8 protein-coding genes are annotated in these 14,429 nt (G+C 67.6%); 3 read left to right on the top strand and 5 right to left on the bottom strand.

The window, feature by feature from the left end:
- Nucleotides 1–5 precede the first annotated feature (5 nt).
- On the top strand, nt 6–2,636 hold the full coding sequence (locus tag IPI67_38095; protein ID MBK7585986.1) for a response regulator: 2,631 nt from the start codon (nt 6–8) through the stop codon (nt 2,634–2,636).
- Nucleotides 2,637–2,669: 33 nt separating this feature from the next.
- Here the strand turns inward: IPI67_38095 and IPI67_38090 are convergent, their stop codons facing one another.
- The gene (locus IPI67_38090) at nt 2,670–3,770 is read right to left on the bottom strand and encodes a class I SAM-dependent RNA methyltransferase (protein MBK7585985.1); all 1,101 of its coding nucleotides are present in this window, start codon (nt 3,768–3,770) and stop codon (nt 2,670–2,672) included.
- A 26-nt stretch (nt 3,771–3,796) separates the two neighbouring features.
- The gene (locus IPI67_38085; protein ID MBK7585984.1) at nt 3,797–4,789 is read right to left on the bottom strand and encodes an NAD-dependent epimerase/dehydratase family protein; all 993 of its coding nucleotides are present in this window, start codon (nt 4,787–4,789) and stop codon (nt 3,797–3,799) included.
- Nucleotides 4,790–4,998: 209 nt separating this feature from the next.
- Between IPI67_38085 and IPI67_38080 the strand changes: the two genes are divergently transcribed.
- On the top strand, nt 4,999–5,673 hold the full coding sequence (locus tag IPI67_38080) for a dihydrofolate reductase family protein (GenBank protein MBK7585983.1): 675 nt from the start codon (nt 4,999–5,001) through the stop codon (nt 5,671–5,673).
- Between the two features lie 137 nt (nt 5,674–5,810).
- Nucleotides 5,811–7,514 (top strand): FAD-dependent oxidoreductase, encoded by a 1,704-nt coding sequence (locus IPI67_38075; protein ID MBK7585982.1) that lies wholly within the window; start codon nt 5,811–5,813, stop codon nt 7,512–7,514.
- Between the two features lie 283 nt (nt 7,515–7,797).
- Here IPI67_38075 and IPI67_38070 read toward each other — a convergent pair whose 3' ends face one another.
- The 3 genes from IPI67_38070 to IPI67_38060 form a co-directional block, all read right to left on the bottom strand.
- Nucleotides 7,798–8,913 (bottom strand): class I SAM-dependent methyltransferase, encoded by a 1,116-nt coding sequence (locus IPI67_38070; protein MBK7585981.1) that lies wholly within the window; start codon nt 8,911–8,913, stop codon nt 7,798–7,800.
- Between the two features lie 266 nt (nt 8,914–9,179).
- Nucleotides 9,180–11,195 carry a hypothetical protein gene (locus IPI67_38065; protein MBK7585980.1) on the bottom strand — a complete coding sequence of 672 codons (2,016 nt, stop codon included), beginning with the start codon at nt 11,193–11,195 and terminating at the stop codon, nt 9,180–9,182.
- Nucleotides 11,185–14,256 (bottom strand): DUF2339 domain-containing protein, encoded by a 3,072-nt coding sequence (locus IPI67_38060; protein ID MBK7585979.1) that lies wholly within the window; start codon nt 14,254–14,256, stop codon nt 11,185–11,187. The genes IPI67_38065 and IPI67_38060 overlap by 11 nt, the downstream gene beginning before the upstream one ends.
- Nucleotides 14,257–14,429: the final 173 nt, after the last annotated feature.

Below are 14,429 nucleotides of genomic sequence, written 5' to 3'. Positions count from 1 at the left end.
CACCAGTGGAAATTCCATTAGCAATCTCGCCCCTTGCCCTTGGCGACGCCGCGATCGCAGGCGCGGCGCTGGTGCTGACCACGTACGAAGCGTGGCTGTACGCGCGTCGGCGGCAGAACCCCGAACACCTGTGGATCGCGGCCATCTGCGCGTCGGCGGTGGCCTACGCCGGGCTGATGGCCATCCACTACAGCGTGGGGCAGGAGGCCGCCGTGATCCTGTCCAGGCTCGAGGGAGCGGCGCTTGCAACGGCAAGCTGCGCAGCCCTGGCTTGGGCCCTGGTGCTGGGTAGCGCGGCCTCCGTCAAAAATATTCGACTCCTGCTCATCACCTGGGGGGTGCTCACCACCCTGGTGCTGTCCCCGTGGGTGATCACGAGCACGTATCCGGTCGAGCCGTTCTTGGGCCACTCGCTCTTCTGGCGGCGGATCCAGACCCCGCTGGTCGCTGCGTTCCAGGCGACCGGACTCGTGCTGGTGGTCGCCGGATTGTTCGTGTCGATGCGTGCTCCGCCCGAGCGTCGCTCGGCGGCCCGTCACTTCCAGGTGGGCGCCGGACTGTGGGGCGCGGCAGGGCTCTACGCGGCTGCAAGCGGGCTGTTCCATCGTGCACCCTCGTTCTCGGTGATCGAGTACGGCTTCTGCGCGTTCGCCGTGAGCCTGGTCGCGCACGACGTCCGGCGATTCATGTTGGCGCTGGCTTCGAGTGAACGCGCCGCGGACACCGCTGAGCAAAAACACCGAGTGCTCGAGGCGCTCCACCGCGACGTCGTGGCTTCGGTCGGTGACGGCGTCGTGTTGCTCGACGCCGACGGGTGTGTGCGACTCTGGAACCCGACCCTGGTGCGTCTGACGGGAGTGACCGAGGCCTCGGCCCTCGCCCGGCCCCTGTGGGATGTGCTTGGCCTCGACGACCCCGACAGGCGCCTCGCACAACAGGGGCTCGACGCGGCCATGCGGGGCGAGACCTTCACCACGGCGCCGATCGCGATCGGAAATGGCCAGCATCGGGTGAGCACCGTCTGGACGGTGGCGCCGTTCGACTCTGACTCGACCCGAGGCGCCATCGCGGTGCTGCACGACGTCACCGCCGTGGAGGACGCGCGCGCGGCCGTCGTCAAGAGCGAGCGCAACCTGAAGGCGCTGATCGAGAGCCTGCCGGATGCCATCGCGGTGCTGTCGGGACCGAAGATCCTGTACATCAACGCGGCGCTCAGCACGCTGCTCGGCCTCGAGCCCGCGGAGAGCCTGGGTGGCCTCAGCGCGAGCCGCCTGGTTCACGCCGCCGATCGGCAGCGACTGCAGGAGCTCGAAGCCAACGGACCGACGGTCCAGCTGCGGTTGAACGCCAGGCACCGGACGCTGGTCGCCGAGGTGCAGAAGGTTGCCATCGAGTTCGACGGCGCGCCCGCCGAGGCGCTGCTGGCCCGCGACGTCACCGAGCGCAACGACGTGACCGCTCGAATGATGGAGCTCGACCGAATGGTGGCGGTCGGAACCCTCGCCGCGGGTGTGGGTCACGAGATCAACAACCCCCTGGCCTACGTCGCGGCCAACCTCGAAGAGCTCCGATTCAAGCTGCGCCCTCCGACCCAGGTCGACGCCGAGACCCGCAGCCTGGTCGAGGACTCGCTCAAGGGCACCAAGCGCATCCGGGACATCGTGCAAGCCATCTCGGCCTTCTCGCGCTCGGGCGCGGAGCGCCACTCGACCAGCCTGGCCGAGGCGGTGCAGTCGGCCGTTGCCATGGCGGGGAACGAGATCAGACACCGCGCGCGGCTCGAGCTCGATCACCGCGGGGAGCTCTACGTCGTTGCGAACGAAGCTGAGCTGGCTCAGGTGATCCTGAACTTGCTGGTCAACGCCAGCCAAGCCGTCCGGGACGGCGGGCCCGAAAGCAACCGAATTCACGTCCGGACCTTCGGTCGTGATGGGCGGGCGATCTGCGAGGTGACGGATACAGGGATCGGCATGTCACCCGAAGTCGTTGCGCGGATCTTCGACCCGTTCTTCACGACCAAACCCGTCGGTGAGGGGACCGGGCTCGGGCTGAGCATTTGCCGGCAGACGCTGCGGGCTCTGGGCGGCGAAATCGAGGTCGAGAGTCAGCCCGGAGTCGGTTCGACATTTCGCATGGTGCTCCCGGTCTCCGAGGCCGTCACCGAGCCGATCCGCCTGGTGAAGACGCCATCCGAGCCGATGACACGCAGGCTGAGGGTGATGCTGGTGGACGACGAGTCCGACCTGGTGCGTGCGCTGGCCCGACCGCTTCGCCGCGAGTTCGAGCTCACCGAATGCGCCTCTGCCGACGATGCGCTCGAACATCTGGCGCGGAGCGCGGACTACGACGTGATCGTCACGGACCTGATGATGCCGGGCAAGTCCGGCATGGATCTCTACGCTCTGATCAACGAGAACTACCCGCGCCTGGCCCCGCGCGTACTCTTCACCACCGGCGGAGCGTTCACAGCCGAGGCCAAGACGTTCTGCGCAGAGATGGCAGGGCGCGTCCTGTCCAAGCCCGTGGTGGCCGCCGAGCTCCGGCATCGGATTGCCGACGTCGCGGCGCGGGCTACTGCCGACGAGGCCAAACTGAGCTCGGCGGACACGGGGACCGGAGAGCCGGGTCGGGTTTGACGGGCATGAGGCGGGCGGTCGCGCGACGGGCGCCTACGCCCGCGCCACACGTGTCAACGTCGCGGCGACCTCGAGGTGCTCGGTATGCGGAAACATGTCGAACGCATGCACGGCCTGAAGTCGGTAGTCCGACGACATTCGCCCAAGATCACGCGCCAGAGTCTCCGGGTTGCAGGAGAGCAAGAGTAGCGTGTTCGAGCCCAGACGCCTCAGCGCATCCGTCACGCTGCCCAGCCCAGCGCGCGGGGGATCGGCGATGACGAACGCACGGGGCTTCGAGCTGAGCTGTTCCAGGGCCGACTCCACAGTCGTGTGAAGCACGCGCAGGTTGTCGAGTCTCGCGCGGCGCGCGCCAGAAGCGAGAGATTGCGCCGACACAGCGGACGACTCAACCGCCGTGCCCGACAGGCCTCGTGCACCCAGCGGCAACGCAAAGTTCCCGCAGCCCGCGTACAGATCCACGAACTCATCGGCCTGGGCGCGGGTCGCTTCGCCGAGCACGTGGTCCACCAACAACCGGTTGATGGCGTGGTTGACCTGCAAAAATGCGCCCGTGGCCACGGCGACCTCGACGCCACGCGAGGCGAAGCGCTGGAGCGGCGGCTCGGTTTCGCCGAGCACACCAACCAGAAAACGCTCGCCGAGCTGGCGCCGGAGTGCGCCGCGAGCCAATTCGATCGCGTCGGGCACATGCTTGGTGATGGGAATCGTCGGGGCCAGACACACGGCTTGAAAACCGTGAGAGTCCACGCCGCGCACCTCCAGCCAACTGAACGCGCGAAGCAGCTCGGGCTCAGCCGCGGCCGCGAGTCCGAGCTCCGTGATTGCTTGGCGCAGCTCGGGCTCGAGCACCAGGCAGCTCTCGTCCTTCTCTGGATTGAAGAACAGAACGCGCCCGTCGGTGATGCGCAGCCGCAAGCGATTGCGATAGTCGCGGTCGCGCCCGGCTACCCATGCAACCTCCGTCCGAGGAACGCCGGCTCGTTCGAAGACCGCCGCGAGGCGTTCGAGCTTGATGCGCCGCTGCTGTTCCGGCGAGATCGCCATGAGCGGGCATCCCCCACAGCGCTCCCAGACGTGACAGTCGCCGGTCTGCACTCCCCGGGTCTCGGTCGTCTCGGCGGCGTGTGTCATCGGGGGCCTGTCATTGCGGGACTCCCCTACAGGGCGCCCGTCTCCCGATACCAGGCCACTGCGTCGGCGAGGGACTGCGCGAGCGGTCGCGACTGATACCCGAGCTCCGCTTTGGCCTTCGCGCTCGACAGGCGCACCCGAAAGGCCGATTGCACCGCCATCTCCCGCGACAGCAGCGGCGGCCGACCCGTCAGGTCGGAAACCACATCCAGCGAGCGCCCCAGGCCCACGATCAGCGTGTCGGGCAGGGTGAACGTCGGACGCGAGCGCCCCAGAGCCTGCCCGACCGCGCTGAAGAGCTGCCTCACGGTGACCCACTCTCCACCCAGGATGTAGTGGGCGCCGCTCTCTGCCGATGTCGCAGCGACGACGTGCGCGTGAGCCACGTCGCGCACGTCGCAGGTGGTGCGCATGCCGTTGGGAACCGGCAGCGGCGCGCGGCCGCGGGCGGCTCTGAACAGCGGGAGCAGGTTGTGTTTGAAGTCCCAGGGCCCGAAGATCGCAGCGGGGTGCGTGGTCACGGTGTCGAGCCCGCGCGCCGCCGCGTCGGCAACGGCGCACTCACCGAGCCATTTGGTGTGGGGATACACCATGGCCTGCGCGGCCAGGTTGTACTCGGAGCGCTCGTCGACCAGGGTTCCAGACGGTGCGTCGAATGGTTTTCCGATGGTGGCCGCACTGGAGGTGTACACCAACCGCTCGACCTGCGCGCGGAGCGCCGCCTCGGCCACGTTCTTCGTGCCAATGACGTTGGTCTCGACGCTCTGGCTCCAGCGTGCGCGCCACATGTTCACGTCCGCGGCGACATGGAACACCAGCGAACAACCGCGCATCCCGTCACAGAGTCGTGCGACGTCCCCGAGGTGGCCGCGAAACACCTCGGCGCCCCGCGCGGACAGGTCCCCGGCAAGCGACCCGGTCCGACTCAGCGCCACCACCGTGTGTCCAGCCTCGAGCAGCTCCCGGCCGAGCGCGTACCCAAGAAAACCCGTAGCGCCGGTGATGAAGACCCTGAGCATTGTCGTCGCGCGGCTGCCACGAGGGGGGCGGCCATCCCAGCGCCGGAGAGAAAGTATCATCCTTCAGCTTGACCGGCGCGGGGGGTTGACGTGACTCCAGTGCGGCGTCCCACGTTTCTTCCAGCGAGCGGCGACGTCTAGCCCAGGCAGAGCGATCGTGCGAAGTTAGCGGAGAGGCCGGGCTAGACGCTCGCCGACGGAGACCACGCATGCCCGCGAAACGCCAGAAGCTCGTTGTCCGATGTCTCATGATGTCAGTGGACGGCTTCGCCGCGGGCGTCGACCAGCGACTCGAGCAACCGTTCGGAGACCACACCAAGGGCTTCACCGACTGGGTGTTCGCGACCCGCTCTGGATGCCAGATGCTGGGCATCGATGGGGGCGAGGTCAACGCCGACGACCACTACGTCGCGCACAGCTTCGACGACATTGGCGCGACCATCCTCGGCCGCAACATGTTCGGACCGTCGCGCGGCCCGTGGACCGACGACGGCTGGAAAGGCTGGTGGGGACCCAACCCGCCGTATCACGCTCCGACGTTCGTGCTCACCCATCACCCGCGCGCACCGATCCCGATGGACGGTGGCACGACGTTCCACTTCGCCACGCAGGGGATCGACGACACCCTCGAGCGCGCGTTCGCCGCCGCCAATGGCATGGACGTCCGGCTGATGGGCGGCGCCGCGACCATTCGCCAATACCTGGCTGCCGAACTGATCGACGAGCTCCACCTCGTCGTCGTGCCGATGCTCATCGGTCGCGGCGAACGCATCTTCCCCGAGTCCTCCCCGCCGCCCGGCTACGTCTGCGTCGAGCACACCGCCACGCCGGCCGTCATCCATCTCCGCTTCGAACGTGCCCCGACACCGCTCCCGGCCGGGTGAATTGGAGCCCCGCCGCGCGACGTCCCTCGACAGCTAACGCCCGCAGGTTCCGGCGACTGTCCGCGGCACGCTAAACGGGACCTTCCCACTCTCACGGGACCCGACTAAACATCGTGGGCTGGAGAGGGTGGTCATTGATGGCGAAGACTCCGTTGTTCGGCAGGCTGAGGCGTGTGGCGCGTGAGGTCCTCGACGGGCAGGGTCGCGCGCCAGGTCGGCGCAGCGTGGCGATCGAAGGGCTACCAAGGCGCGATTTCGTGAGCTTGGCTCTCGCGCTCGGCGCGACGAGCCTGCTGGGCACACCCGGCTGCAGCGACGACGAGGGCGTCACCCCCAAGCCCGGAGGCAAGCGCATCGCCATCGTCGGCGGCGGCGTCGCGGGTCTTCACTGCGCGTATCGACTGAAGCTCGCCGGCGTGGCGTCCACCGTATACGAGGCGTCCGATCGCGTCGGTGGCCGCATGTACACCGGCCGCGGGCTGTTCGACGGCGACCTCTTGTGCGAGCTCGGCGGAGAGCTCATCGACACCAACCACCTCACCCTCTTCGGTCTCGCCGACGAGCTCGGGATCGCCCTCGACGACCGCCTGAAGGACGCCCCAGCGGGATACAAGACGGATGTGTTCTTCGTGAACGGCAAGGAGGTACCCGACACCACCATCCTCACCCAGTTCGCAAAGGTCGCGCCGCTGATGGCCACGGCGGTCACCGACGCCGAGGCGGACGACGCCAAGTTTACCGCGCTCGACGAGACCAGCTTGGCTGCCTGGCTCGATCAGAACGTGCCTGCCGCCACCTATCCGGAGCTCCATGGCGTGCTCTCGACCGCCTATCGTGGAGAGTTCGGGCTCGAGAACGAACAGCAGTCAGCGCTGAACCTCCTCTATCTGATCGACTACGAGACGACCGACCCGTTCCACATCTTCGGGGACTCGGACGAGCGCCACCACACCCACCTTGGCAATGACACCTTCACGACCAAGCTCGCCGAGGCCATTCCGGGCCAGATCGAGCTCGGGCACAAGCTGATCCAGGCGGCGGACTCCGGGGGCGCCATCAAGCTCACGTTCGCCAAGACCGCAGGCGGGGAGCTCGAGCTGAGCGTGGACCACGTGGTCTTTGCTCTGCCGTTCACGCTGCTGCGCGAAGTGAACCTGGATGGCCTGACACTGAGCGCAGACAAACGCACGATCATCGCCGAGCTCGGCTACGGGACGAACGCGAAGGTGATGGGCGGCTACAAGACTCGCCCTTGGCTCACCCAGCACAACGCGAGCGGCAGCGTCACCACGGACCTGCCGTTTCAGCAGACCTGGGACAGCAGCATCGGGCAAGCCGGCACGGCCGGGGTGCTGACCAACTTCCTCGGGGGCACGCAGGGCCTGAACAGCGGCCAGGGCACACCCGAGGCCTGGTTCGCCCAGGTGGCGACAGAGCTCGATCAGGTGTTTCCGGGATCGAAAGCCGAGCACGACGGCAAGGCGGTGCGCATGCACTGGCCCACCGTCCCGACCATGAAGGCCAGCTACACGTGCTACCTGCCAGGACAGTGGGCCTTCTCCGGCAGCGAGGGGCTGCGCGAAGGCAATGTCCACTTCTGCGGTGAGCACTGCTCGCTCGACTTCCAGGGCTGGATGGAAGGCGGGGCCGAGACGGGTGGGCTTGTCGCCGCCGAGCTGCTCGATCAGATGGGCGTGAAGAAGCCGGCAGCCCACGAGGCGTTCGTCGCGCTCAAGACCGTCGTGCCGCAGTCTTGCTATCGCGCGACGGACCGACAGGCCCTTCGCTTCCGCGCTCGCAGGCAGCTGTTGCGCGAGGCGAGAGCCGCGCGGCAGCGCTAGGGTGCGAGGTCCTTGGCGAGATGCCTAGGACCGGCGTTCGCGTTCCACGCTGGCGGGATTCGCTTTCGCCAGCGCAAGTTGCTCGGGGCGGTCGACACGGCTAGATCTGGCCGCGGCAGCACCAACGGGACAGAGCGATAGCGCCGTAACCAGTCCGTGAACTGCGTGCTGGGCGAAGGCTGACTCCCGTGGTTGGCGCGTGCTGCGGGGTGAACCCCCCAAAAGAAAAGGCAGCGCCCTCTCGAGCACTGCCTCTCCGTCAGCCCTCTCGGGCTAGCTCACCTCAGCTCCAGCTACGCGGGGCGCCGTTGCCGGTCGCGTGGGTGGGCGGCGAGATGTCCTTCGCGCGGTCACCGAGGATGGTGGCGCGGTGGTTGATCCAGCGCTCGCGGTCGTAGTTGTCGAGGTTCTTGTTGAGCACGACCTGGAAACAGGCCGCGTTGCCCTGGCGCGCGATGATCGATGACCACGCCAGGAAGAAGTTCCAGATGCGGTACCAGCGGTCGCCGTAGGCCTTGAGGACTGCCTCTTTGTTGCTGACCCAGTTGTCGTGCCAGTACTTGATCGTCCAGCCGTAGTGCGTGCTGACGTTCTCGACGCTGTGCGTCTCCCAGCCGGCCTTCTCCATCGCCTTCAGCATCGGCGCGGGCGGCAGGCTCGCGTCGGCTCCGGGGAAGATGTACTTGCCCATGAACATGATCCAGATCATGTCCTCGGCGCGCATGCCGCGACGCAGACCGGTCCACTGCAAGAGGAACAGGCCCTCGTCCGTCAACAGGTCCCGGACCTGCTCGTAGAACGTCACCAGGTTCTTCACGCCGACGTGCTCGACCATCTCCAGGCTGACGATCTTGTCGAATTTCTGGTTCGGGATGTCGCGGTAGTCCTTGCACAGGATGCGGGCCGTCTTCTCGAGACCCCAGTCCGCAATGCGCTTGTTGCCGAACTCGGTCTGGTTCTCCGAGATCGTAACGCCGGTCGAGTCGACGCCGTAGTGTTTGGCGGCGTGGCGGGCGAGGGTTCCCCAGCCGCAGCCGATGTCCAGGAGCTTCTCGCCCGCGTCCAGCTGGAGCTTGCGGCAAACCAGGTTCATCTTGTTGTCCTGGCCCTGCTCGAGGGTCTCGTTCCGGTTCTCGAAGAACGCGCAGGTGTAGACCATGCGCTCGCCGAGGAACCAGCCGAAGAAGTCGTTGCCGCGGTCGTAGTGCTCGCGGACGATGCGCTTGTCCTGCTCCTTGGAGTGGATCAGCGCTTCCGGCACGAAGTGGGTGAAGGCCCACTTGAAGTGATCTTGGGTCAGCGTGTTGGTGACGTACTGCTCGCGGTTCTCCAAGAACGCGTAGATGTCTCCCGGAATGTCGATGTCTCCATCGAAGTAGGCCTCGTACAGGAGGGCCATCGGCATCCTCTTGTTCGCGTACTTCGCTGCGAGCTTCTTGTCGTTGAATACGATGTGATCAGTGAGCTTGGGCATGGAGAGCCTTTCGGGGAGGGCGCGGACCATAGTCGGGAGGCGCCGGGGCGCACCCAGGAAATGCGCCTTTTTTGCACACTCCGAGGAAACCCTTGGAAATCGTCTCGGTTTTTTCTTGGACAATTTGCAGACTCGGGGACGCGGCCAGGCCGTTTGGCCGGGGTGGCGCCGGTTGGCGCCGCCCGCGCCGGTCACTCCGGGGCGACCTCTCGGGCGTCCCTCCGGGCCAAACCCAGCGTGAGTCCACCCAGCACGAGTACGGCGATCACGATGGCCGCCCACAGCACCAGATCGGGGGCGGGTGGACGCGGCCGGATGTAGCGCGGGTTCGGCTCGACGGGACCCAGGGTTGCCGCGCCCACGGGAACGGCGAGCACCAGCCCGCGAGCTCGCTCCAGCTCGTAGCGTGCCGGCTCTCTGGCCGAGTCGCCGAACAGCATCGAGTAGGTCCCCGCCGGCGCTACCAGGTAGACGTCCGCCGCCGTGACGTGCGCGCTGGCGCGCTCCACCTGGAACGGTGCATCGCTGCCGTCGTCGATCACCAGCGTCAACGTGGTGAGCCGTGCGGCATCGAACGCGAGGCTGAGCGGTCCCGTTACGCCGGGTCGCCGGCTGAGTCGCCCGCGGAACAACACTCTCCGCTCGCCGCTCTCGGTGGTGCCCACGAGCTCAGCGGCTCGATCGACGTACTCGGTGCGACTCGCAAGCTCGATCCGATCCAGACTCAGGGGTGACCGAGGCAGCTCGAGCGCCAGTTGCGATTTTCCATTCGAGCTGACCGCACGGATCCCGAGCTCGACATCCCGCGCGACGCCACCACGCTCGACGACGTAAGGCCACTGCCGTCCGTCCCCGTCGACGAAGCGCAGATCCGTCTGGTCTGCGTTCGCCCGCGACAGCTCGTCCGGTCCGAGCGAGATGCGAGTGAGGCCTTCCGGCGCCGACTCGACCATGACCCGGCGCCGGTGTGAGAACCGACTCGTGTCGACGCTCGGGCCCGGACGCATCCCGAAGGCGAGCGCAGGTTTCGGATCGAACAGCGGGTTGTCGCGGCGGTCGCCGAGCACCGCTTCCGTCGCTGCCCGCTCGATCACCGCCTGCCCGAGCGCGGAGCCCTCGAAGCGCTGCACGTCGTAAGCACTCGGCGCCGCGCGCCCACCCCCGAACCGCAGCAAAACACCCTTGTCGGCCGCGAATACCAGCATGGGCTGGCTCACTACGGCCTCGAACGAAAGCTCCTCGAGCGGCGGGCTCTCGCCGTCATCGATGCTCAGCGCGATGCGATCGCTGCGCGGCGCAGTGTCGAGCCTGATCTCGTCGTCGCCGGCGTCCGGCACGCTCTCGGCACGAATGAAGCTGCCCTCCCCCAAGAGCCGATCCTCACCGCCGGGGCCAGCATCGCGAACGGTCACGGCTCGGTGAAAGGTCCGGGAGCGAGAGACGAGCCGCAAGCGGTCCGGCACCACTCCCCGGGGACGCGCCAGCTCGACGCGCGTGTGTCCTCCGGAGGTCTGGCGCGCGATCTCCACGAGCGCGATGCTGAGCCGGCGCTCCGGTGCCCTGGGTTCGCGCGAACGCAGGGCAAAGGTCGGCGACAGGTACTCCCCCTCTCCCTCGATGCTGACCTCGAGGTTCGCGGGCAGGTTCGCCGGCAGCGCCAGAGTTCGCCGTTCGCGTCGGGGGTGCTCGAGGCGAAACACGGAGCCGCTGGCAAGGAGCGGTGTGACGGACGTCGAGCTGGCATCGCGTACGACCAGCGTACGCACGAACTCCGGCTGTGAGCTCTCGAGCACGAGCTCGTAGGCTTGCGACGCCGGCAAGGCATGCGGCATCGGCACGCGGTAGACCTCCGTAGAAACGTTCGCGAGTCCGGGGCGCGCGCGGCTGTCACGACTGACGTTGACGGGCTCGAGCCGCTGATCGTGGACACGCGCCGAGGTCGGCAGCACCGGTCGCGCCGCGCTATCGATCAAGAACGGCACCTCTCGCCCCGCCGCGTCGAAGACGCGCACGTCGCTCAGGTCGGACGCGGTCGCTCCGAGCACGTCGCTGGGCAAGAGGAGACGCGCGAGGCCGAGTGGCGCCGCCGGTGTGATCACGGCTTCGCGAGGAAAGAGCCGCACCAGCTCCTCGCTCCCCTGTGCCTGGGCCACGCCCGCCGAAAGCACCGCGAAGAGTCCGCAGAAAATCGCAATTTCACGTCGCATGCAGTCCCCAATCTCGGTTGCGGAAAACGAAGCGCTGATAAGACAGCGAGACCACGATGAGTGAGAACGCCAGGCCTACCAGCGAGGCCACTCGGTACAGGTCGGCGAGGTGCGACAGGTCGTACAAGAAGACCTTCGCGCAGGTGACGAGCAAGAGCGCCAGGCTCAGCGCGCGCAGGCCCAGGTTCGCGCGCCACACGCCGAGCGCAAGCAGCGCCAGCGCATAGACCGCCCAGGCGACCGACAGCGTGAGGTCACGTGCAGGCCGATGCTCGAGCGCAACGCGCAGGGTCGGCCCGGTGGCAAACAGATCGATGATGGTGAGGTTGAGCCACACGAAGCCGATGGCGATGGCGAACGTCACCGCGAGGCGCGCGACCAGAGGTTGCATGCGCCCGGGAATGAAACGCTCGGCCTCGCGCAGACGCACGACCTCGAGATCGCGCACCAGCCACCACGCGCCGAGCATGGCCAGGGCCGGCACCAGATAGGTGTACGAGAGCCAGCCAAACACCGGCACGGGCCCGCGTGCATGGTACTCGAGGACCGCCGGGTTCGCGATCAACCGGAGCGTGGCGGCGCCGAGCAGCGCCAGGGAGAAATACTTGAGCCCCAGGTGGTCGATGCGCCGCCAGAGGGCCAGCGTCAGCGCACCCTGGAGCGCCCAGGCAATCGTGACCCACTCGTTCTTCAGCTGCAGCGGGATGGCGGCGGTCACGAACGCGAGCGTCGCGGCGCCGAGCCAGACACGTGCAGTCCTTCGCACCTTCGACTCGGTCGGCCCGGCATGACTCACCGCGAGGCTGAGGAGAAGGCTGAAGACCGCGAGGCTGATCGGGACGATGGCGATGGCAGCGTCGCCGAGGAGCCCGACGTAGAGGTGGCGCAGCGGGAAGAAGAACGCCGGACCGATCAGGGCGGCGGTTCGCCAGGTGGTGCCGGTGTTTTTCAGCTCCTTCGGCAGGAGCAGCGCCCAGCCGCCGAAGGCAAATACCGACAGGACCTGCAGGCCGAGCACGGAGCTCCGAAGTGCAGCGGGCGCCGCGTCGAGCTGCCAGGCGAAGCGCGTCTGGATCAGCGCAGTGCCGAGCACCGCAGACAGGAACCAGAGGCTCGTCCTCGAGCGCAACGACGCAATACAAATCAACAGCCCGAGCACGAGCGTGCCGGCGAAGAGCTCGGTCGGACGCAGACCGAGCTCACGCGACGTCGAGCCGTAGCCGACGAGCATCAACGCAATCGAGAGCGCGGCTCCGTGGGCCGTGAAGCGCCGACCGCGGTCGGTCGAACGCAGGAGCACGACCGCACACACACCTGCGCCGAGACCGAGCACGCTGAAAAGCATGAGCGGCGGGGTAGTGAAGCCAGGCTCCGCTGCGTGCGTCGCCGTCAACAGCCCAACCGCGGCGCCCAGGGCAGCCAGAGACACCGTGGCGAAGCCCTCGCGCTTTTGCCTCGCGGAGAGTCGCAGCGCAAGCAAGCTGAGGCTGGAGAAACCAACCAGCCAGGGCCAGGCGGCGATCGCCGGGCTCGCTACCGCCCAGATGGCCGTCGCAGCGAGCGCGCCGAGTGTCCAGACGAGAGCCAGCGGTGAGCCCTTCTCGGCTTCACGCTCCGCGAGCCCCAGGAGCGCGACCGCGAGCACGCTCACCACACCCATCACCTCCCACGCCGTTGCCAGCGTTGGTGCATGCGTGGCGAGCCACGCGCACAGCGCACCCAGGGCCGCTGCAACAGCGCCGAGGCCGACAGCGCGCGCCTCGGACGGCGCAGGATACCAGGCCGCACCGAGCACGATCAGACCGAGGTAGGCACCGGGCAAGAGAAAGTGCTGGGACAGCTCGGCGTTCAAACCGAAGTAGAGCGCGAACAAGAACGGCAGGAGCAGGGTGGCCAGGCGCGTCAGGCGCAGCACCACACTCTCCTCCTCGTCTCGACGCCGCGTGGCGAAGGCGAACAGCCCGGCGAACACGAGCAGGATCCCGATCCCCAGCCCGAGCCGGTCTGCTTCCATCCGACCCCCGATCCACAGCGCTTGATAGAGCGCGGTGCCAAGCAAGCTGAACAGCGCGAGCGCAGGCCAGCGGCGATGGCGTGCGACCGAGAGCAGCGCGACGTCGAGCACCAGCAGGTAAGCAAAGAGCGCGACGGGGCGATCACTGCCCGTCGACAACAGCAGCGGCGTCGCGAAACCACCGACCAAACCCAGGAGCGCCACCGCCACCGAGCGGCGCTTCACCGCCAGGAGACACGACGTCGCGGTGACGAGGATCATCAACACCGACGCGAGCGGCACCGACACCAGGCCATACAGAGCAGCGGCGGCCCAGAAGCTCAGATACAGGAGCGCGATCCCCGCTCCAGCAATCCAGTGCGACAGCGGCTGAAAGCGCCGGCGTAGGGTGGTCTCGGAGAGAACCAGACAGCCGGTCCCGAGCAGCGTGCCGAGAGCAACACGCAGTGCGGGAGTGATCAGCCCTTTTTCGATCGAATAACGGAAGAAGTAGAGACCCGCGATCACCAGCACGATGGCGCCGAGAGCCGCGGCACCGCGTACCCCGATCCACTGCTCGAGGCCGGGGCGCGCGGGTTCCGGGGCGCCGAGGCCCGGCGCGGGAGAAGGTGGCACGAATGGCGGTGGGGGCGGCGCAGAGGCAACGTCACTCGGCGCGGCGACTGCCGACGCAGCGGCTACCTCGCTCGTTGCTGCGCTCGGCGGCGCACTCGCGGAGGTGACCTCGCTCGCGGCAGGCGCCACGTCCGGAGCCGCGGCATCCGCAGCGGGCGGCGGCGCCGCTCCATGAATCGTACGCAGCGCTTCCCGCGCGGACTCGCGGCGCGCCGCCAGGTCATCCTCCGTCGCGCTCGCAGGCGCATCCGCAGCGGGCGCTCGCTGCGTGCCCGGCATCGCGACGCTGCGTACGTGCTCACTCAGATGCACGAGCTCGGCGCGCAAGCGGTCGTTGTCGCGCTTGAGCGAGAAGCACCAGACCAGCGCCGCGGGTCCGCTGATGAACAGCAGAACGACGACCGTGAACAGCAGAAGGATCAGGCTCTCCATGCAGGGACTTCCGCCGCGCTCCGAGTGCATCGGCCATGCCTCGAGTGCCCGACGGGTGGCACACATCCTGCGCGCAGGGGAACCGCGCCCGTTTCCGCGACATCTCAGCGTTCGGCCCACAAAGTGCAGCGGTCGCCCTCGTTTGCTCTCTCGCATAACCTCCTTCGCAACGC

Source organism: Myxococcales bacterium, from assembly GCA_016706225.1.
In the GTDB taxonomy this organism is placed as follows: domain Bacteria; phylum Myxococcota_A; class Polyangia; order Polyangiales; family Polyangiaceae; genus JADJKB01.
Note: the sequence above shows the minus strand (reverse complement) of the source record. Positions and strands in the feature narration are given on the sequence as shown.

What these genes read in the sequence shown, in the direction of transcription:
- IPI67_38090 (MBK7585985.1), bottom strand. Translation starts at nt 3,770, where the DNA reads ATGACACACGCCGCCGAGACGACCGAGACCCGGGGAGTGCAGACCGGC.
- IPI67_38085 (MBK7585984.1), bottom strand. Translation starts at nt 4,789, where the DNA reads ATGCTCAGGGTCTTCATCACCGGCGCTACGGGTTTTCTTGGGTACGCG.
- IPI67_38080 (MBK7585983.1), top strand. Translation starts at nt 4,999, where the DNA reads ATGCCCGCGAAACGCCAGAAGCTCGTTGTCCGATGTCTCATGATGTCA.
- IPI67_38075 (MBK7585982.1), top strand. Translation starts at nt 5,811, where the DNA reads ATGGCGAAGACTCCGTTGTTCGGCAGGCTGAGGCGTGTGGCGCGTGAG.
- IPI67_38070 (MBK7585981.1), bottom strand. Translation starts at nt 8,913, where the DNA reads ATGGCCCTCCTGTACGAGGCCTACTTCGATGGAGACATCGACATTCCG.
- IPI67_38065 (MBK7585980.1), bottom strand. Translation starts at nt 11,195, where the DNA reads ATGCGACGTGAAATTGCGATTTTCTGCGGACTCTTCGCGGTGCTTTCG.
- IPI67_38060 (MBK7585979.1), bottom strand. Translation starts at nt 14,256, where the DNA reads ATGGAGAGCCTGATCCTTCTGCTGTTCACGGTCGTCGTTCTGCTGTTC.